Consider the following 20158-nt stretch of genomic DNA (forward strand, 5'->3'; position numbering starts at 1 on the left):
ATTTCTCCTAATCCTTTAAAACGCTGTATATTAAGGCCTTTCTTAGCATATAAATTAACTGCATCTAGCAAATCACTTGGTAAATTAACCACCTTTAACTTATCTTTAAATATATATTGCGCTCTAGCCTTAAAGAGATCCGCATAATTTTCCATTATTTTAGCAATTTCTTTAGCTTCCACTGAGCAAATCATATCATTTGTAATATTTATTCTTTCAGTTACTCCTCTTGATATCTTTTTTATGGTTAAGCCAGCATCTGTAATTTCACTTTCCCATTTAGTGCCATATTCGTCACTAAGAAACTTATTTAAGCTATTAGATATATTTTTATTCATATTCTCATCTAGCTCACCTGAAAAACAAGCATTAACTGCCAAAATCTCTAAAATATCCACGCTAATGTGAGCGGATAATTTATTGAGTAATTTAGCAAATTTAAATAATTCTCTAATTAAATTGCCTAATGGAATCGCTGTTAATTCTTCTTGATCGGCTATAACTAATTTAGCCTCAGTAACAGAGTTGTTGATTAAATATTCTTGCAAAGCTTTATCATCTTTCAGATATACTTCACTTTGACCTTTTTTCACTTTATATAAAGGAGGTTGAGCTATATATAAATGACCCGCCGCTATAATCTCAGGCATTTGGCGATAAAAGAAGGTTAGTAGTAAAGTTCTGATATGAGAACCATCTACATCCGCATCCGTCATGATAACTATTTTATGATAACGTAATTTCTCTAATGAAAAATCTTGATGTCCTATACTTGTGCCAAGAGCGCTAATTAAAGTTCCTATTTCTTGTGAGGCAAGCATTTTATCAAATCTAGCTTTCTCTACATTTAATATTTTACCTCTAAGTGGTAATATAGCTTGCGTCTTTCTTGATCTTGCCTGTTTGGCAGAACCACCCGCAGAATCTCCCTCAACTATAAAAATCTCTGATAAAGATGGGTCTTTCTCTTGGCAGTCAGCTAATTTTCCTGGTAAGCTTGATATTTCTAGAGCCCCCTTCCTTCTGGTTAAATCTCTAGCTTTACGCGCTGCCTCCCTAGCATTTGCCGCTTCTGAAATTTTAGTTAAGATTGTTTTCGCTTCCTTAGGATGTTCTTCAAACCATTTGTTTAGCTTTTCATAAACCACTGATTCAACTACTGGTCTTACTTCTGAACTAACTAATTTATCTTTTGTTTGTGACGAGAATTTAGGATCAGGAACTTTAACTGAAATAACACTAGTCATTCCCTCCCTGATATCGTCACCAGTTATTGAAATTTTATCTTTTTTACTCGATGCTTTTGCGATGTAATTGTTAACTGATCTTGTTAACGCAGCTTTAAATCCAGATAAATGTGCTCCTCCATCATTTTGCTTGATATTATTAGTAAAACAAAAACATGTCTCATGATAACTATCATTCCATTCTAGCGCTATATCTACAACAATATCATTAGCTTCACCATTAACACAAACTATAGGAGTCAACGCATGTTTTGCCTTATCTACATATGCCACATAAGCTTTAATTCCACCTTCGTAATGAAACAAATCTCTTTTTTCAGTGTCTCCCCTTTTATCTGCTAAGTTAATTTTTACTCCAGAGTTTAGAAAAGCTAATTCTCTTATTCTACGCTCTAATGTTTCATAGTTAAATTTTATAAAAGCAAAAGTTTCTTCAGAAGGAAAAAATGTTACCTCCGTGCCTTTGCGGCCATTAGAATCCCCTACTACTTCTATATGCTTTACCGTTAGACCATCTTCAAATCTAGCATAATATTCTTTACCACCTTTCCATATTCTTAGCTCCAAATATTTTGACAAAGCATTTACAACAGACACACCAACTCCGTGTAATCCACCAGAAACTTTATATGAGTTTTTGTCAAATTTACCACCAGCATGCAATTGAGTCATAATTACCTCAGCAGCTGAGACTCCTTCTTCCTTATGAATGTCTACTGGTATTCCCCTACCATTATCATTAACAGTCACACTGCCATTAGAATTGATAATTACATTAACATCATCACAATGACCAGCCAAAGATTCGTCAATCGCATTATCTAAAACTTCATATACCATATGATGCAAACCAGAACCATCATCTGTATCGCCTATGTACATACCTGGTCGTTTTTTTACAGCCTCCAAGCCTTTTAGAACTTTTATTGATGAAGCTTGGTAATTATCTTGATTTATCTCTTGATCATTATTTTGATTTTCTGTCATTTGCTAATATAGATATGTAATAATTTACTTTAATATATGCTAAAAATAGCAATTACTTGACTTATAAGCAAGTTTATAATTTACAAAAACCTTAAGTTTTTTTATCAATTTCAACTTGCTTGTTAGCAAGCATTTTATTAATGGCATCATAAGCACTTTCTAGCTCTGCTGGGTAAAAACTTCTCACTACTAGTGAAGTTCCTAATTTTTCATTTCTAATGTAAGGATAGCTACCTATTTCAACTTTTGGGTTATGGTCTTGAATTTTAGCTAATTCTAGAGCTATATTGCCCTCAGATATGAAAGCTGATACCATCTTGCTTTTCATTTTAGAACCTCCTTCTAGATGCTCTTTTGTAGCTAAAAACATAGATTGCATAATTTTAGGCACACCCGCCATAACAAAAACATTTCCTATTTTAAAACCAGGTGCTGAACTAACAGGGTTATTTAACAAAGAGGCCCCCTCTGGAATGTCAGCCATTTTTAGTCTTGCTTCATTAATTTGCTCCATAGAATAATGATCACGAAGCAATTGTTCAGCTACTTTATCTCGGTATAAATTAACCTTAAATGCTTTAGCAATAGCAAGAGCGGTTATGTCGTCATGTGTTGGTCCAATTCCGCCGCTAGTAAAAACATAGTCATATTTTACGCGTAATTCATTTACACTTTTGATAATGTCTGACTCTATATCTTTAACTATTTTAGCTTCCATCAAGTTAATTCCCATATCAGTAAGCTGACATGCTATAAAGTTAAGATTCAGATCTTTCGTTCTTCCACTTAGAATTTCGTTACCTATGATAATAAATGCTGCTGACTTCTTGATAATTGACATATTAAAACTATAATTAAACCTTAATTAATATATAATATAATTTTTATGTCCATCATAATACATAAAGAGGTAGATTTTGCTAAAATGCGATTAGCAGGAACCCTAGCTGCAAGAACTTTAGATCATATTACGCCTTTTGTTAAAACTGGCGTTACTACTGACAAATTAAACGAAATTTGCCACAATTATATTGAACAAAACAAGGCTATAGCTGCACCACTTAATTACAAAGGTTTTCCAAAATCTATATGTACTTCCGTAAACCATGTCATTTGCCATGGTATACCTAGTTCTAAAAAGTTAAAAGATGGCGATATTATCAATATTGATGTTACCGTAATTTTAGATGGTTGGCATGGTGATACCAGTCGAATGTTTTTTGTTGGTGAACCATCAATTAAAGCAAAGCGCTTAGTAGATGTTACTTACAAGGCAATGATGCTTGGGATAAAGGCGGTAAAGCCTGGTGCAACCACTGGAGATATTGGTTTTGCTATTCAAAATTATGCAGAAAATGAAGGTTTTTCTGTAGTAAGAGATTATTGTGGGCATGGTATCGGTCGAGACTTTCATACTAGTCCTAACATCATGCATTTTGGTAATAAGGGTGAAGGAATAGAACTTAAAGAAGGCATGTTTTTTACTATTGAACCAATGATAAATGCTGGAAAATATGAAACTAAACTATTAAATGATGATTGGACTGTGGTAACTAGAGATAGATCTTTATCCGCACAATTTGAACATAGTTTAGCCGTAACTAAAAATGGTTATGAAATTTTTACCAAATCAGAGCTAGGCCATACTAACCCTCCTTATAAAAATGCTTAATTAGCAAAATAATCAATCGCGGCAAAACCAGAAATATTAAGCTTACCTAATAAAGACATATTCTTGTTATTAATACCGCCAAGAGCAATTATTTTAATATTTAAGAATCTAGTTTGATAATTAAAACGAGTGCGTCCCAGATAAAAATCATTTTTATGAGTTGTGGTTTCAAAGATGGGTGAATATAAAATATAATCATCCCCCCTACTTAGAGCAAATTGCGCTGCTCTTTGGTTGTGGCATGAAATGATCGTTGTAAATTTTTTTTGCAATTTAAATCTTGGCTTAGCAATGTCCTGCTCTTTGAATGAAATACCATCAGCTTTTAACATATAAGCTAAACTTTGCTCTTGTACAAAAAAATGAATTTTTTGCAAAAAGCATAATTTTCTTAATTCTTTTAATTTAGACAAACTAATATTATGATTGGATCGAAGAATAAATATAGAATTTTTATCTAACTTTTTAATCGCTTTTAAGGGATCTTTTAATTTCTCCTTATCGCTTAATAGAACTTTACCTGAAAAATTTTTGAGCATGAATTTAGTCACAAAAAACTTAAAACATATAACAAATGAGCTTGAGATACAAGCAAAAGAATGGCAGCAAAAAATACCTAAAATTTTAGCAGTTAGCAAGAGACAAGATATTGAGTTAGTTAAACAAGCTTTAAATGCAGGTCATAGAGATTTTGGAGAAAATATTCTTCAGGAAGCTCAAAAAAAATGGCCTTTGCTCAGAGCAGAATTTCCCGATGTGAAATTACACTTAATTGGCCATTTACAGAGCAATAAAGTTAAAGATGCTCTAGCATTATTTGATATAATTGAAACTATTGATAGTGAAAAATTAGCAAAAGTAATTGCAAAAAACTATCAAAAAGAAATACATAATACAGAGTTTCTAATTCAAGTAAATATAGGTGCAGAAGAGCAAAAATATGGTATTGCCATCAATGAAACTGATGATTTTATCAATTATTTTTGCCATGAGCTTAAATTACCCTTAAAAGGCTTAATGTGCATACCACCCTATCAAGAAAACCCTTCTTTATATTTTGCCTTTATGCATAAAATTGCCCGCCGCAATAATATTAATTACATTAGCCAAGGAATGAGCTCTGACTACTTAAAAGCTCTTCAAGTTGGTACTAGCGAGATTCGCGTTGGCTCAGCATTATTTGGTGCAAGAAAATATTAATTATACAAAATTAGATAAAATACTGGAAAAGCAGTAATTTATTTTTATAATAGCAAAAAAAATCTAGACATATGAAACAAGAAAATAAGCAAAATCTACATAGCAAAGAAATAATTGCAAATCATGGCTTAACTGAAGCAGAATATTTAAAAATAATTGATATTCTAGGGCGTGAACCAAATATCACAGAATTAGGTATTTTCTCAGTTATGTGGAGCGAACATTGTTCATATAAATCGACAAGATTACATTTAGCAAAATTGCATACAAAAGAAGATTGGGTAATTTGTGGACCAGGAGAAAATGCGGGAATTATTGATATTGATGATAATGATGCAATAATATTTAAGATGGAAAGTCATAATCACCCCTCATATATAGAGCCTTATCAGGGAGCAGCAACTGGTGTTGGAGGAATTCTAAGAGATGTATTTACTATGGGTGCAAGACCTATAGCTATTCTAGATTCACTTCGCTTTGGACAATTAGATCATCCTAAAACTAAACATCTTCTAAGTGGTGTTACAGCTGGAATTTCTGGCTATGGTAACTGTGTTGGTGTACCTAATATCTCTGGAGACACTATATTTGATAAATCTTATAATGGTAATATTTTAGTTAATGCAATGTGTGTTGGCCACGCTAAACAGGATAAGATTTTTTACTCAGCTGCATCAGATACTAACTCCAAAGTTATGTATGTGGGCGCTAAAACTGGAAGAGACGGAATTCATGGCGCTACTATGGCCTCACAAGAATTTGCAGAAGGAAGTGAAGAAAAAAGACCTACTGTGCAAGTTGGTGATCCATTTAAAGAAAAGCTTTTAATAGAAGCATGTTTAGAATTAATGCAAGAAGATGCAATTATTGCAATCCAAGATATGGGTGCGGCAGGCTTAACTTCTTCATCCTTAGAAATGTCTGGTAAGGGTGGTGTAGGTATTGAAATTGATTTAGATAAAGTGCCACAAAGAGAAACAAATATGAGTGCTTACGAAATAATGCTTTCAGAAAGCCAAGAAAGAATGTTAATGGTTATTAAACCAGAAAAAGAAGATTTAGCAAAGAGGATTTTTACAAAATGGGAATTAGACTGCGCAACTATTGGTGAAATTACAAACAGTAAGAACCTGGTCTTAAAGCAACATGGTGAGATAAAAGCGGATATTCCCGTAGCACCTTTATCTGAGGAAGCACCAAAATATGACCGTCCTTGGACAGAACCAAAAATAAAACCTAAATATCTATATGAACATAATAAAGATCATGATATTTTTACAGCATTAGAGAAAATTATTTCTTCACCAGATATTGCAAATAAAAAAGAAATTTATGAGCAATATGATTGTGGCGTGATGAATGATACTTTAAAGTCACAAAATATTGGATCTGGAATTGTTAAAATACATGAAAGTAATAAAGCAATTGCAGCAACAACTGATTGTACCCCAAGATATGTTTTTGCCAATCCTTACATTGGAGCAATGCAGGCAGTAGTAGAAAGTTATAGAAATTTAATAATAGTTGGAGCTAAACCTTTGGCCATTACTAATTGTTTAAATTTTGGAAACCCTGAAAGAAAAGATATAATGGGTCAAATAGTGAAATCTATTGAAGGAATTAGAGATGCTGGAAAAGCATTAAATTATCCTGTTGTGTCAGGTAATGTGTCACTTTATAATGAAACAAATGGAGAAGCTATAAAACCATGTCCAAATATTGGTGGTGTTGGCTTAATTAGAAACATAAATAATATTCCTCTAAATTATTTTAGCGAAGAAGATTATAATATTTATGTTGTTGGAGAAACAAAAGCAGAGTTAGGAGCGTCATTATTTCAAAGGGAATATCTAAATATTGAAACAGGAGATTGTCCTGATTTAGATTTAACTGAGGAGAAATTACATGCTGATTTTATTTTAGAGTTGATTAATAATAATATTGTTAAAAATGTTAATGATATTGCAGATGGTGGAATTTTAACAACTTTAACGAAGATGAGTTTCACAAAAGATATTGGTTTCAAAGTAACAAACCCTAATTCTAACAAACTATCTAATATAGAATATTTCTTTTCAGAAACTCAAGCTCGTTATATTGTGGCCCTACCTACATCGAATGAAACTGAATTAACTAATCTAGCAAATAAATCTAATATCTTTATTGAAAAAATTGGTAAAACTCAAAATAAAGAAATTGAAGTAGAAAATAAGTTACAGCAAATTAGTTATTTAAAATCATTAAATGAACAAGTAATTAGTTTTTAATGAAATCTTTAATTATATTAATAATTATATCATTTTACAATTTAAACAGCTTTGCTGTAGAACCTTTATTAATTAAAGGTGGCAATGATAGTAAAATTCTAATTAATATAAAAAAAGTAACAAGCAATGACTTATCTAGCTTTAGCACTTCTTATAAAATTAAAAGGCGTATAAAAAAACAATTAGAGGATACTAATCTTTTTGAAATTAAAAATTTATCGCCTAGAGAATCAAACAAAAAGCAAATTCTTTTAAAAAAACTTAGTTACGCTTTTTTTAATAATAGCCCTGTATATTCAGAATTGACAGTTTCATTAGATAGTATGCCAGGTAATATGATTTCAGCTAATGTTACATTATATGATCTCTTTAGTACAAAAAATATCATTGAAACAAATATTACTTTCTCTAAAGAATTATGGCATCAGGGAGCAGCTCAAATATCAGATTTAATTTATAAATATTATACTGGTTTAGAGGGTTATATTAATACCCGAATTGCTTTTATATCTGAGCGAGGAAGCTTATTTTCAAGAAATAAAAAAGTGGCTGTTATGGATTTATATGGAGATAATGTTAAATATATTACATATGGTGATGATTTAGTCTTAACCCCAAGATTATCTCCTGATGCAAAAAATATAATTTATATTTCTTATAAATCAGGCTTACCTGCTATATATAAATTAAATTTAGCAAGTAACCTTACAGAAAAGTTATTCAATATAGATAGAATGGTTTATGCTCCAAGATTCTCTCATGACAGCAAAAAAATTGTCTTGGTAGTTTCATATGAAGGCAATAGTGAAATTGCTATTTATGATTTAGAGCAAAAACACCTAAGAAGGCTCACCAACAATTATGCTATTGATACTTCTCCTAGCTTTTCACCTGGTGGCAATAAAATTATTTTCAGCTCGGATAGATCTGGTGCTCAAAATTTATATTTAATGAATATTGACGGAAGTAACTTACAACAAATTAATCTGGGTAACGGAAATTTTGCTACACCTAATTGGTCTCCTGATGGTAAATATATAGCTTTTACAAAGATTTACCAAGGAAACTTCTATATTGGGATCTTAAATATGAATAATTTTGCTGTAAAAATTCTAACAAAATCATATAAGGATGAATCACCTAGCTGGGCTCCTAATAGTAAGTTTATTATTTTTAATCGTAAAAAAGCTTCCAATAAGAATATCGAAAAAGGTACCAGTAAACTTTATATGATTAATCTGAATGGAGAAATTATAAAAGCTATAGACACACCTTATGACGCATCTGAAGCTGATTGGGTAAAAATCCCAACAGGTTTATAGTTAAATTTTGAAACTATCTCCCAAATAAAGCCTTTGCACTTCCTTATTATTAATAATTTCTTCTTTAGTACCAGAAAATAATAATTTTCCATCATACATAATATAAGCCTTATCAACTATTTCTAATGTTTCTCTAACATTATGATCTGTAATAACAACCCCTATTTCTCTCTTCTTAAGCTCTAATATTAGGGCTCTAATGTCTTTTACGGCAACTGGATCTACGCCTGCAAAAGGCTCGTCAAGAAGTATAAATTTAGGGTTAGCAGCTAAACATCTAGCTATCTCTACTCTTCTTCGTTCACCACCAGATAGTGAAGTCGCTTTATATTTCCTTATTCTAACAATGTCAAAATCTTCTAATAATTGCTCTAGCTTATTATATTGCTCCTTTTTATCCTGGTATTTTAATTGCAATATAGCCAAAATATTTTCTTCTACATTCATATCTCTAAAGATAGAATTTTCCTGCGGCAAATAACCAATTCCCATATTACCTCGCTGATATATGGGGTAATCTGTGATTAATTGATTACTTAAATTTATTTTACCACCATCTGCTGAAATTAAGCCAACTAAGATATAAAAAAAGCTAGTTTTACCAGCTCCATTAGGACCAAGCAATGCAACTATTTCACCAGATTTAACTTTTAAATTTACATCTGCTAAAACTAATTTTTTACCATAATATTTTTTAATATTTAATGCTTCTAAATATGCCATAATTGTTACTTTTATTGAAAATCTAAATCTAATTTCTGGTCTTTTACTTTCAGTATTTTAATTACTCCATCATTTAAATTATAGATTATCTTTTCTCCTTTGATAGTATTTTTTGCTCTAGTGATTTTTACCTCATTTTCTAAAACTAATATATTTCTGTCTGGATAAAATATAGCTTCATTACCAAGTAAAGTTGTAGAAATATGCTTTATAACCACATTATTACTTGCTTGTAATTCTGTTAATTCAATTTTATTTAAAACTTCTTTATATTTTAATATTATTTTATCAGCATTAATATTTAACTCCTCTTCATAATAAATTGGCTCTTCTATAACTGTAATAAGATTATTAATATCATTTATTTCCAAAGATCCACCATATAACTCTGCTTTTCTTACATTATCTTTAAAACTGAAATTAACATTATTATAAAAAAGATAATTATATTTAGTAAAATCTATTTTAAATGACTCGCTGGTAAGAGAGCTAAATTTATTTTTGAAAATTATATTATCTCTACCAAATAATATATTATTCTTAAAATAATATTCTGCCTTACTGGTGTAAATATCCATTTCCATATTGTCTTTCACAAATAAACCATTGGCAAAATTTATTCTTTCTTCACTCTGATTATAAAAAGCATCAAGTGCTAATAAACTAATATTCCTACCTTCTATTTCGTGGAATAATTTAACATCTAAAAATTTAATAATATCATTAGGCTCTAATATAGCTTTGCTGCTTAACAAATTGAATTTGGTGGATTTGTTATTATAAAAAGTATAATTACTATTAGTAACGCCAATGTTTTCCTCAAAACTATATATGGAATCACCTGGTAAAGATGATTTAAAATAGTTTAGCACAGGAAGCAAAAAAATAACTATTAAAATAATAACAATTACTTTTGTAATCCTAGCTTTTCTATTAAGGCTTTTTACAGCATTCATTATTAGATTAAACCCGCCTTAAAGCAATCATGTAGATTAATTATGCCAATAGGTTTTTCCTTTTTATTTACCACAAATATATTGGTAATATCATATTTATTCATGCTATTTACACTGTCAATAGCCAGGGTTTCTTCTTGCACAGTTTTAGGCTCTGAAGTCATAATATCTTGGGCCTTCTTTAACAAAATATTATCAGAAATATTTCTTCTAATATCTCCGTCAGTAATAACCCCCACTAGTTTTTCGTCATGGTTAATAATGCCAACAATACCTAATTTAAATTTTGTGATTTTATTTATTATGGTTTCAGCATCTGCATCAACATCGCATAATGGTATTTCTATAGAGCTTCTCATTAATTGCTCCGTTAATAGTAATTGAGAACCTAATTTTCCTCCTGGGTGATATATGCTAAAATTTTCTTTGTTAAAGCCCTTAATTTCGGCTAAAGTAACAGCTAAAGCATCACCATAAGCTAACATCATTGTAGTTGAGGTAGTTGGTGCATTAACATTTGAGGCCTCCTCTATTTCTGGTAAAACTATCGCAATGTCAGCAGAGTTTACTAATATGGAAGATTTTCTTCTCACTAACGCAACTAAAGTTATTTTGAATCTTTTACAATAATTTATAATGTCACCTAATTCTTTTGTTTCACCTGAGTTAGATAATAATATTACTAAATCATCTTTAGTTATCATACCCAAATCTCCATGACTAGCTTCCGCTGGATGAATAAAAAAGGCGGGGGTACCAGTAGATGCTAAAGTGGCTGAGATTTTATTGGCAATATGACCACTTTTTCCCATCCCACTAATTACTACTCTACCTTTTAATGTTAAAATCTTTGCAACCAAATCTCTAAAGCTATCATCAAATTTAGTTTTTATTTCTTCTAAGCCTTTAATCTCTGTATTTATAACTTGCTCGGCTATATGTTTTAGATTTTTCATTTTTAATTAATGTTTAAATATGTCAATAGATGACCAACCTTTTAAATCTAGCTTTACTCTAGTACTTAAAAAATCAAAACAGTTTTGCGCCAAATCGGTTCTATCTGCTTTTTCTAGCATTAAATCTAATTTAGACTTAATTTCATGCAAATAGAGAACATCTTGCGCTGCATATTTTTTTTGTGCATGAGAAAGCTCTTCACTAGACCAATTGGATGATTGCTGCGCTTTTGACAGGTTAACGCCTACTAGCTCGTTACATAATTCTTTTAAACCATGAAAGTCTGTATAAGTTCTTGTTAGCTTTGAAGCTATTTTTGTGCAATAAAAATTAAACATCTTTATATTTAAATAATATTCCAATGCAGCAATGTCAAATCTAGCATAATGGAAAATTTTAATTATATTTTGATCTAATAAGATCTTTTTTAAATTTGGTGCGTCATAATTTTTGCCATCAAATTGCACTAAATGAGCATCACCATCGCCATTTGATATTTGTACCAAGCATAAGCGATCTCTGAGGGTATTAAGACCCATTGTCTCTGTATCTATAGCTAGCTCTTTATTTGCCAAAAAGTCAGTTGGTAAATCGTTTTGATATGTGTAAATACTGATGTTGTTACCTTTGTAATATTAATTAATAATATAGATAGCTATTAAAAGTTTGGCAAGGTTATCATCAGAATTTTTTATTTTAGTTCATTTGGGTCGAAAATAAATTCAAAATCTTTCCATGAATCATATTTTGCTTTTGGTAAACCAATTATCTTATTACATCTAATAAAAGTACTACTAACACTATCTACAACCTGTCGATATAAAATATTATCTATCTTCATATAAGGTGTTAAAGTATCTAATTGCTTTACTTTTAATACATTGCCATCTTCATCTAAAGAAACTAGAATTTTAACCTTAATACCCTCTAATTCTTCTATATTAAATAATTTATTTACTATGTTACTCCAACAATTATTAATTTGCTGTCTTACAGCAGACTTTTCGTTGGAAGTAAGATTATTGCCATATTTTGCTCTTTCACTCGCTAATCTATCCCTTTCTTTGTCCTGAGCAGCTTTTATTTCTGCTAACATACTATCTAGGTTGAAACCTTCTTCTTCCTCTTCTTCTTGGATGATAGATTCCTCAGTTATAACTGTCTTAATTAGAGGTTTTTCTTTAACCTCTATATTTTCAGGTAAAGTTAAGGTTTCTGTAATTTTATCTATTATTTCTGGTTGCTCAACCACCTTTTCATCCTTAACTATTTTTTCAGGCAAAACTACAGGAAACAACTCTTCTAAAGAGATTATATCTACAGATACATCTATGATTCTTGTTTGTTTATAGAAAATATTTGGTATTATAAAAAATAGTATAACCCACAAAAAACTATGTAGTAATACTGATAATAAAAAGCCTCTAATCATTGCTTTTCTGATTCAGTTACTAAGGATATTTTTTTATAACCAATAGAGTTTAACTCTGAAATAACATTCATCACGCGGCCATAATTAATTGCCTTATCTCCCCTGATAAAAATTCTTGTGTTTTTACTTAAAACATTTGTTGATACAAATATTTTTAAATCTTTAAATAATATTTGCTGTTCTTCAAAATATACTTCTCCTTTATCACTAATAGATAATGCAAAAGGGTTATTATTTTCTATTGGAGGTGCTACACTATTTTCCGGTAAATTTATATTAACTCCCTTAATTAGCAAAGGAGCTGTAATCATAAAAACTACCAATAAAACTAACATTACATCTACAAAAGGAGTAACATTAATTGCGCTGATAACTTCTTGTTTTTTGCTACTCTCATATGATTGAGAATATTTAGTTCTAAAAATCACTTTATTGACCTTTATCTAATTCTCTAGATAGTAAATTTATAACCTCTACTGAAAAATCTTCAATTTTAGAATTATATGCGTTTAATTTATTTATATATAAGTTATAAAAAATCAAAGCAGGAATAGCTGCAAACAAACCGACGGCAGTTGCAAATAAAGCTTCAGCAATACCTGGTGCTACTACTGTTAAGCTAGTGCTTTGGGCATCTACAATAGCACTAAAAGAATTCATAATGCCCCAAACAGTTCCAAATAAACCTATAAAAGGCGCACTAGATGAAATTGTAGCCAAAAAATTTATGTTTTTTTGGATTCTGTTTATAGCCCTATTTTTCGTTACCATCATAGCCTGATAAATCCTTTCTTTTAATCTTTCTTTAACATAATTATCTTGCAAATTCAAACCATATTGTAACTGCCACTCATTAATTGCAGTTACGAAAACATTAGATAAAGGATCATTATCTTTTTTCTTTATCTTCTCAAATAAAGGCAGAATCTCAATTCCAGACCAAAATTGTTTTTCAAAATTTCTAGCTCTAAAGTTTAAGATTCTAAATTTAATTAATTTATCAAATATTATAGCCCAAGAAACAAATGAAGATAAAAATAAAATTATAATTACAAATTTAACAACTAAATCTGCATCACTTATAAATGATGATATGGCTAAATAGTCTGTGTACATATAATTATTTAGCTTCTAATAAGTTGGTTATATATTCTGAGATTTCGTACCAATTTTTTTGCCCAATATATAATTGACCATTTATAATTAGTGAAGGAGTAGAATTAATATTAAAGGCTTCAAATGCACTCATTCTTTTTTCTAAAATCTGCTCTTCTAACTCTTTATTACTCATACAAGCGTGAAAAAAGTCTGAGGTTAAGCCTTGTATTTTAGCAAAATTTTCTAATTTTTCTGGAAAATCTTTTTTATAGGCCCAAGATGTTTGGCTCTCAAATAAAACTTTCATCATATTTTTCTTACCATCTGGCATGCAATGTATTAGTTGTGAAGCCCTTAAAGATGGCTCATCTAAAGGAAAATCTCTAAAAATAAATCTAACCTTACCTTTATCTATAAAATTAGCTTTTATCTGCGGATATAAGTTTTTATAAAAATCTGCACAATGGGCACAGCTATATGAAGCATATTCAATGATAGTTACTGGCGCGCCGATTTCACCCTCTGTTATATCTAATTCCTGATCACTTTTAATATAATTTTGAATATCTAATTTACTAACTGGTTTTTTGTTACTCTCAACTTGTTTAGCTTTAGCTTCATCATATTTTTTATCCGTGCGTAAAGTTAAAAATATTACTGCCGATAAAATCAAAAATAATACAGAAATTATAAGATATATTTTGTTTTTTTTCATTTTACTTTATTTTTTTATTAACAAGCGCTTTTAAACCATCAAAAGAAATTGCACCATCCACAAATTCATCTTCCACTATAAAAGCAGGAGTACCTGAGACTTGTAATTTGAATGCTAGTTTTTTATTTTCTTCTAATGCATTTGCTATCATTTCTGATTCAGCCTTTTTAATTAATTCATCTTTATCATAACCCAAAGATTGTAGTAAATTTGCGACATCTTCAACTGTATTTAGCTGCCCCCTATGGTTCATTATTTTACCATGAGCTTCAATATATTTTTCTGGCTTTACATGAAAGGCTGCAAGTGACACTTTTGACTTGACCAAAGATGGAGCACCTAAAATTGGCATTTCTTTAAAAACTATTTTAACATTTTCAAATTCTTTATTTAATTTTAAAATGGTTGGATAAACTTTTTTACAATAACCACAATTATAGTCAAAAAATTCTACTACTCTTATTTTGGCATTTTCATTACCAATAAAAGGATCATGCTTTGAAGAAAATATTTCTTTTTCTAATTCTTTTAATTTTTCGACTCTAACTGTACCTTTATTTGCTTCTAGGTTTTCATAATGTTTATTCACTGAGCTTATGATTAATTCAGCATTCTCGTTAATATATTTTTCAAAATCTTGTTCATTAAAGCTGGCACTATTATTAGCTGTATAATTTTTCATTAACAAAAATGAAATCAAAACTGAAAATAAAATTATTATGATTGGTTTTATTAGTTTTTTTACTAAAATATCTAGCATGTTTTTATATATAAATTATGTTATGCTTAGTAAAAACATATTTTATTATTTATGTCAAAAATTAAATCACAATTCATCTGTAAAAATTGTCAAAACATCACATCTAAGTGGAGTGGTAAATGTGATAATTGTAATAGCTGGAATAGTATAGAAGAATATAACAACAATATTAAGAGCGCTAATTTTAGTAATAAGAGATTTAAGATATCTAACACGGAGTTAAATATTAAGAAATTAGGAGAAGATAGCGAAGATTATCAAAGATATAGCACTAATATTTCTGAATTAGATAGGTGTTTGGGAGGTGGCCTAGTATCTGGTTCAGTTACTTTAATTGGTGGCGATCCAGGTGTTGGGAAATCGACATTATTACTGCAAGTATTAGCAAATTTAGCACAAAACCAGCTTGAAACTTTGTACATATCAGGTGAGGAATCTGTAAATCAAATAAACATAAGAGCTGAAAGGTTAAATATTACTAATTCAAATATTGATATTACTACCAATACCAATGTTTCGGATATTGTAAATTTCTTACATAAGAACAAATCTAAAAAAATTATTTTAGTAGATTCAATCCAAACTACTTTTATGACTGAAATTGGTGCCGCTCCAGGTAGTGTTAATCAATTAAGACATAGTGTCTTGGAGTTTGCTGAACTTGCTAAAAAAATGAACCTTATCTTCATTTTAATAGGACATGTAACCAAAGATGGCCAGCTTGCCGGACCTAAATTAGTCGAACATATGGTCGATACTGTTTTATATTTTGAAGGTGATAAAGCAAGTAACCTTAGGATTTTACGCTCACATAAAAATCGATATGGCGCGACCAATGAAATAGCTATTTTTGAAATGCAAAAAAATGGTCTACAAGAAATTACCAATCCATCTGAAATTTTTTTAGATGAATATAATGCTAAATCAATTGGCAGCACAATCTTTCCACTTGCAGAAGGTACCAGAACTATTTTAATTGAATTGCAATCCCTAATTGCTAATTCTCACATGGCAACTCCTAGAAGAGCTGTTGATGGCTGGGACAATAACAGATTAGCTATTATACTTGCAGTATTATCAAATAAATGTCAGTTAAATTTTTCTCAATTAGAAGTGTATTTCAATGTGGCTGGCGGACTTAAAATTACAGAACCTGCTGCCGATTTAGCCGCAGCAGCTAGCCTTATTTCAACTATTAAACAACAAGCATTACCGCAAGAAACAGTAATATTTGGCGAAATAGGCTTATCTGGTGAAATTAGAAGTGCTAGTAAAAGTTTTGAGAGATTGAAAGAAGCTGAAAAGTTAGGCTTTAAAGCAGCAATTACACCTAAACTTAAGAAAAAACCTAAAAATACAAATCTGCAGATTATTGAGCTTACGCACATAACCGAATTGTTAAATTATTTTTAAATGTCAAAATTTCAAATTAAAATATTACCTTCTTTAAGTGATAATTACATATTTATAATAAGCTGTTTAGAAACTAATAAAACAGCATGTATAGATCCTGGTGACGCAGATGTTGTTATTGAACATCTGCAAAAAAATAGTCTTACTTTAGATTATATTTTGATCACCCATCATCATTACGATCATATTAATGGTGTAGATCAGCTAAAAAAGAAATATAAAGCTATAACTTATGGTCCCAAATTAGAGCTAGATAAAATACCCCAAATTGACCATGCTGTAACTGAACAGGAAAATATTAAAATTGGGTTATTAAATTTTGAAATACTCTTACTAAATGGGCATACTAATGGACATATTGCCTATTACGCAAAAAATGAAAATATCTTATTTAGTGGTGATGTGATATTTCCTTCAGGTTCTGGTTATTTATTTGAAGGTACATATGATGAAATGTATAATTCATTAGAAAAAATCAAAAAACTACCAAAACAAACAAAAATATATTTTAGCCATGAATATACTCTTGAAAATATTGAGTTTGCTCTGTCTATTGAACAAGATAATCTTGCTTTACAGAAAAAAAAGTTACAAATAATCGAACTATTAAATAACAAATTACCTTCAGCTCCAACCACACTTGAAATAGAACTTAAGACTAATCCTTTTCTACGAACTTTAAGCCCGGAAATAAGGAAAAATATTGGCAAAAACAGTGATTCCTACAATAATCAAATTTATAAAAAAATTAGAGAATTAAAGAACTCCTTTAATAAATAATTTAAATATAGCACAAATTTTATATAATTAAATTATACTAGCTATGGAAATATCCTGCTTTTATAACATTAAACCAATAGTAAAGCTTTAGCTAATATAAATATTCTTATATACATAATTAATAAAAAGAGTCTAACGCCCCCTCCTAACCATGCAAAATAATGCTAAAATTAAACTTCTGCTTCAATACTTGTCACAATAAATAAAAAAGCGTATTTTATTTGAGCACTAATTTCTGTAAAAGATATAATCATTAAAAATTAGAGGTAAATCTATTTTATAAATAATGCTAAACTAATAATAAATAGAGTTTGTCATCTTAAATAAACAAAGTTTTCAATGATAACAAAAGTAACCTTTTCATAATCAAACAAAATAATAACATGAACTAACTTACCAAGCTATATTTAAAGTCATAAATTAAAAAATACGGCGTAAATTTGTCATAATTAAATTATGTTCACTATCAAAATCTACTCCTTTTTGCAACATCAAACTAGTAGTAAGTTTTTCATTAAAATCTTTATTATAGATAAGTTTTAAATTTCTACTTGCTTTATCGCTAAAGGTTAAATTGTAGTTTTTAATTAAAATATTCTTACTATTACGATCTATACCATATGGAATATTAGCAGATATTTCTCCCTTATAAATATAAAAAGGTACATCATAAATTAATGAAAGATCATTCCTGCGGTTAAAGCTATAATGCAACTCTCCTGCATAAGACTTTGATTTTAAAGCTATTTGATTATAAAAAACTTCATCACCATCATATTTAGTCATAGCTTGATAATATTTACTATAAAAATTTAATTTTTTACTTAAATTAACTTTCGCACCAAAACCCCAATAATTTGTTTTACTAACATTATCAAGACTTAATAACTCACTGCCCGATGATCCTAATAAATTATTATTTGCTCTTTGCTGGTTAAAGCTAAAAAATGACTGTACTTTTTTACTTGATAAGAAAATATTATTACTAAAGGTTAAAATATTATTCCCCTCCTCTATTATTGCAGAGGAAAGGTTAATATTACTTCCTAAATTCTTATTTAAGGAAAATCTTTTGAGATTCTCATCTGTAAGTCCCATATATGGGTCTTCGTTAAATTTGATCTTTGTTTTGTCATTACTACTAATAAATTTGGCTTGATTTCCTTGTGCATAAGTAAAATTTAAATTATTTTTAGAGTTACTATTTAAAGAAAAATCTAAATTTTTAAAATTACTTTCGTTTAATTTATTTGGATAGGTAAAGGTTAGTTTATCTCCTAATGAATTAAACTTATGATATAAATTTTTATCTTTTTCAAATAGATTAAGCAGATTTAATTTTGAACTTTGAATTGATACCATATTTGACAAATCAAGATTAAAATTACGCTTATATTTATCAAAAATTTGCACTTCGGTTAAGATTGACGAAAGATTATGTGCAAAAGATGATAATGATTCATCAATTGAAAAATAACTATTTCCTAATGAAAAACTTTGAGATGAACTATAAGCTATTGCTGATGTGGATGCTGAACTAGCATCAAATGAAAAAATTCTTAAAATGGCAGCGTCATCTAACAAACCATAACCATATATATCAGATGTATCTCCTTCAGCTCCAGCATCTCTACTAGCACTATTTTCAATCTCAGTATCACTAAATTTTGGTGTAGAATTTTCAAGTAAGATCTTAATTAGATCATCATTTTCTATAGTAGAAAATTTTTGCTTCATCAAAGCTAAGACACCTGTAACAATTGAAGCCGATAAATCAGTGCCTGTCATAGATACTAAGTTATTATTTTGATCATAAGTTGTAATATTTTCTGAATATGTAGCTAAACAATTTTTAATTGCACCGCAATATCTGCTTTTAGTCGATATCTCTGTACCTGCTTCATTTAGACCAGCTACCACTACCATATTAGTTAAACTTGTATCATCTATAGATAATTTAGCTAAATCTAGAGGATCTATGTGACCATTATCTGTATCTCCGACAGATGTAACAATTATTGCTGAACTAGCTTTGATCGCTGTAATTAATGAGTTTTTATTGGAGATATTATCAAACCCATTAATAACCTCACTACGAACACTAATGAGATCAACATTGTTAGTATTTGCGCTAATTACACCAGCTTTAACTTCTGTTACTGTGCTAACTATATTATTTGAAGAATCTAGATTATGAGTTTGTATGTCTAATATTTCACTATTATATGCTATACCATGTAAACCAATATCATTTTTTTCTGCTACCATTATTGCTGCATTAGAATCTGCACTAGCATTATTAACCACAGCAATCGCACCATCTGTATCATAATTTTCATTATTAATGTCTGTTAAATTTTGTACCCCTGTATTTAATAATGCTATTTTTATGCCAGAGCCAGTCATATTATCTGAATAAACTTCAGTAAACTTTAACTTAGTTAAAAAATCAGCAGCTTGATATTCAGTAGTATCAGTAACGGTATCTGTATCACTATCAGTATCACTATCAGTATCGGTAACAGTATCACTATCACTATCACTATCACTATCACTATCAGTATCAGAATCAGAATCTGTATCAGTTGTAGAATCAGAATCACCACCATCGGTCACAGAATCACTATCA

General features: G+C 29.7%; 19 protein-coding genes. 6 read left to right on the forward strand and 13 right to left on the reverse strand.

Annotated features, from left to right (window positions below):
• Both gyrB and HOH73_06440 read right to left on the reverse strand, forming a co-directional pair.
• Positions 1–2234: DNA topoisomerase (ATP-hydrolyzing) subunit B (gyrB, locus tag HOH73_06435; GenBank protein MBT5828491.1), on the reverse strand; the 2234-nt coding region annotated here is incomplete at its 3' end.
• 91 nt (positions 2235–2325) lie between these two features.
• Complete coding sequence (locus tag HOH73_06440; protein MBT5828492.1) at positions 2326–3075, reverse strand: competence/damage-inducible protein A; 750 nt, start codon at positions 3073–3075, stop codon at positions 2326–2328.
• A gap of 45 nt (positions 3076–3120) precedes the next feature.
• Between HOH73_06440 and map the strand changes: the two genes are divergently transcribed.
• Positions 3121–3906 (forward strand): type I methionyl aminopeptidase, encoded by a 786-nt coding sequence (gene map, locus HOH73_06445; protein MBT5828493.1) that lies wholly within the window; start codon positions 3121–3123, stop codon positions 3904–3906.
• Here map and HOH73_06450 read toward each other — a convergent pair.
• Positions 3903–4445 (reverse strand): thiamine phosphate synthase, encoded by a 543-nt coding sequence (locus HOH73_06450; protein ID MBT5828494.1) that lies wholly within the window; start codon positions 4443–4445, stop codon positions 3903–3905. The genes map and HOH73_06450 overlap by 4 nt on opposite strands.
• Here HOH73_06450 and HOH73_06455 point away from each other — a divergent pair.
• The 3 genes from HOH73_06455 to tolB all read left to right on the forward strand — a co-directional run bounded on the left by HOH73_06455 (position 4444) and on the right by tolB (position 8695).
• Complete coding sequence (locus tag HOH73_06455) at positions 4444–5106, forward strand: YggS family pyridoxal phosphate-dependent enzyme (protein ID MBT5828495.1); 663 nt, start codon at positions 4444–4446, stop codon at positions 5104–5106. The genes HOH73_06450 and HOH73_06455 overlap by 2 nt on opposite strands.
• A 71-nt stretch (positions 5107–5177) precedes the next feature.
• The gene (gene purL, locus HOH73_06460) at positions 5178–7373 is read left to right on the forward strand and encodes a phosphoribosylformylglycinamidine synthase subunit PurL (GenBank protein ID MBT5828496.1); all 2196 of its coding nucleotides are present in this window, start codon (positions 5178–5180) and stop codon (positions 7371–7373) included.
• Positions 7373–8695 carry a Tol-Pal system protein TolB gene (gene tolB / locus HOH73_06465; protein ID MBT5828497.1) on the forward strand — a complete coding sequence of 441 codons (1323 nt, stop codon included), beginning with the start codon at positions 7373–7375 and terminating at the stop codon, positions 8693–8695. Before purL ends, tolB begins: the two co-directional genes overlap by 1 nt.
• Here tolB and lptB read toward each other — a convergent pair whose 3' ends face one another.
• The 9 genes from lptB to HOH73_06510 form a co-directional block, all read right to left on the reverse strand.
• Complete coding sequence (gene lptB / locus HOH73_06470) at positions 8696–9418, reverse strand: LPS export ABC transporter ATP-binding protein (protein MBT5828498.1); 723 nt, start codon at positions 9416–9418, stop codon at positions 8696–8698.
• 11 nt (positions 9419–9429) lie between these two features.
• Positions 9430–10374 carry a hypothetical protein gene (locus tag HOH73_06475; GenBank protein ID MBT5828499.1) on the reverse strand — a complete coding sequence of 315 codons (945 nt, stop codon included), beginning with the start codon at positions 10372–10374 and terminating at the stop codon, positions 9430–9432.
• A gap of 2 nt (positions 10375–10376) precedes the next feature.
• Positions 10377–11330 carry a KpsF/GutQ family sugar-phosphate isomerase gene (locus HOH73_06480; GenBank protein MBT5828500.1) on the reverse strand — a complete coding sequence of 318 codons (954 nt, stop codon included), beginning with the start codon at positions 11328–11330 and terminating at the stop codon, positions 10377–10379.
• A 6-nt stretch (positions 11331–11336) separates the two neighbouring features.
• Positions 11337–11948 (reverse strand): ribonuclease D, encoded by a 612-nt coding sequence (locus HOH73_06485; GenBank protein MBT5828501.1) that lies wholly within the window; start codon positions 11946–11948, stop codon positions 11337–11339.
• A gap of 74 nt (positions 11949–12022) precedes the next feature.
• Entirely contained in the window at positions 12023–12763 is a 741-nt protein-coding gene (locus HOH73_06490; protein ID MBT5828502.1) for a hypothetical protein, read from the reverse strand.
• Positions 12760–13191, reverse strand: a complete 432-nt coding sequence (locus HOH73_06495) for a biopolymer transporter ExbD (GenBank protein ID MBT5828503.1) — start codon at positions 13189–13191, stop codon at positions 12760–12762. The genes HOH73_06490 and HOH73_06495 overlap by 4 nt, the downstream gene beginning before the upstream one ends.
• Position 13192: 1 nt before the next feature.
• Positions 13193–13879, reverse strand: a complete 687-nt coding sequence (gene tolQ / locus HOH73_06500) for a protein TolQ (GenBank protein ID MBT5828504.1) — start codon at positions 13877–13879, stop codon at positions 13193–13195.
• A gap of 4 nt (positions 13880–13883) precedes the next feature.
• Positions 13884–14576: a DsbA family protein gene (locus HOH73_06505; GenBank protein ID MBT5828505.1), complete on the reverse strand. Its 693-nt coding sequence runs from the start codon at positions 14574–14576 to the stop codon at positions 13884–13886.
• A gap of 1 nt (position 14577) precedes the next feature.
• Entirely contained in the window at positions 14578–15258 is a 681-nt protein-coding gene (locus tag HOH73_06510; GenBank protein ID MBT5828506.1) for a DsbA family protein, read from the reverse strand.
• A gap of 129 nt (positions 15259–15387) precedes the next feature.
• Between HOH73_06510 and radA the strand changes: the two genes are divergently transcribed.
• Together radA and gloB are read left to right on the forward strand one after the other, a co-directional pair.
• Positions 15388–16749, forward strand: a complete 1362-nt coding sequence (gene radA, locus HOH73_06515) for a DNA repair protein RadA (GenBank protein ID MBT5828507.1) — start codon at positions 15388–15390, stop codon at positions 16747–16749.
• The gene (gene gloB / locus HOH73_06520) at positions 16750–17529 is read left to right on the forward strand and encodes a hydroxyacylglutathione hydrolase (GenBank protein ID MBT5828508.1); all 780 of its coding nucleotides are present in this window, start codon (positions 16750–16752) and stop codon (positions 17527–17529) included.
• Positions 17530–17949: 420 nt separating this feature from the next.
• On the opposite strand, the gene HOH73_06525 is transcribed toward gloB, so the two are convergent.
• A partial coding sequence (locus HOH73_06525; GenBank protein MBT5828509.1) for a S8 family serine peptidase occupies positions 17950–20158 on the reverse strand: 2209 nt, incomplete at its 5' end.

Source organism: Alphaproteobacteria bacterium (assembly GCA_018667735.1).
Classification (GTDB): domain Bacteria; phylum Pseudomonadota; class Alphaproteobacteria; order Rickettsiales; family JABIRX01; genus JABIRX01.

Coding starts and splice junctions, on each gene's coding strand:
- HOH73_06440 (MBT5828492.1), bottom strand. CDS start 3,075: ATGTCAATTATCAAGAAGTCAGCAGCATTTATTATCATAGGTAACGAA.
- map (MBT5828493.1), top strand. CDS start 3,121: ATGTCCATCATAATACATAAAGAGGTAGATTTTGCTAAAATGCGATTA.
- HOH73_06455 (MBT5828495.1), top strand. CDS start 4,444: ATGAATTTAGTCACAAAAAACTTAAAACATATAACAAATGAGCTTGAG.
- HOH73_06450 (MBT5828494.1), bottom strand. CDS start 4,445: ATGCTCAAAAATTTTTCAGGTAAAGTTCTATTAAGCGATAAGGAGAAA.
- purL (MBT5828496.1), top strand. CDS start 5,178: ATGAAACAAGAAAATAAGCAAAATCTACATAGCAAAGAAATAATTGCA.
- tolB (MBT5828497.1), top strand. CDS start 7,373: ATGAAATCTTTAATTATATTAATAATTATATCATTTTACAATTTAAAC.
- lptB (MBT5828498.1), bottom strand. CDS start 9,418: ATGGCATATTTAGAAGCATTAAATATTAAAAAATATTATGGTAAAAAA.
- HOH73_06475 (MBT5828499.1), bottom strand. CDS start 10,374: ATGAATGCTGTAAAAAGCCTTAATAGAAAAGCTAGGATTACAAAAGTA.
- HOH73_06480 (MBT5828500.1), bottom strand. CDS start 11,330: ATGAAAAATCTAAAACATATAGCCGAGCAAGTTATAAATACAGAGATT.
- HOH73_06490 (MBT5828502.1), bottom strand. CDS start 12,763: ATGATTAGAGGCTTTTTATTATCAGTATTACTACATAGTTTTTTGTGG.
- tolQ (MBT5828504.1), bottom strand. CDS start 13,879: ATGTACACAGACTATTTAGCCATATCATCATTTATAAGTGATGCAGAT.
- HOH73_06505 (MBT5828505.1), bottom strand. CDS start 14,576: ATGAAAAAAAACAAAATATATCTTATAATTTCTGTATTATTTTTGATT.
- HOH73_06510 (MBT5828506.1), bottom strand. CDS start 15,258: ATGAAAAATTATACAGCTAATAATAGTGCCAGCTTTAATGAACAAGAT.
- radA (MBT5828507.1), top strand. CDS start 15,388: ATGTCAAAAATTAAATCACAATTCATCTGTAAAAATTGTCAAAACATC.
- gloB (MBT5828508.1), top strand. CDS start 16,750: ATGTCAAAATTTCAAATTAAAATATTACCTTCTTTAAGTGATAATTAC.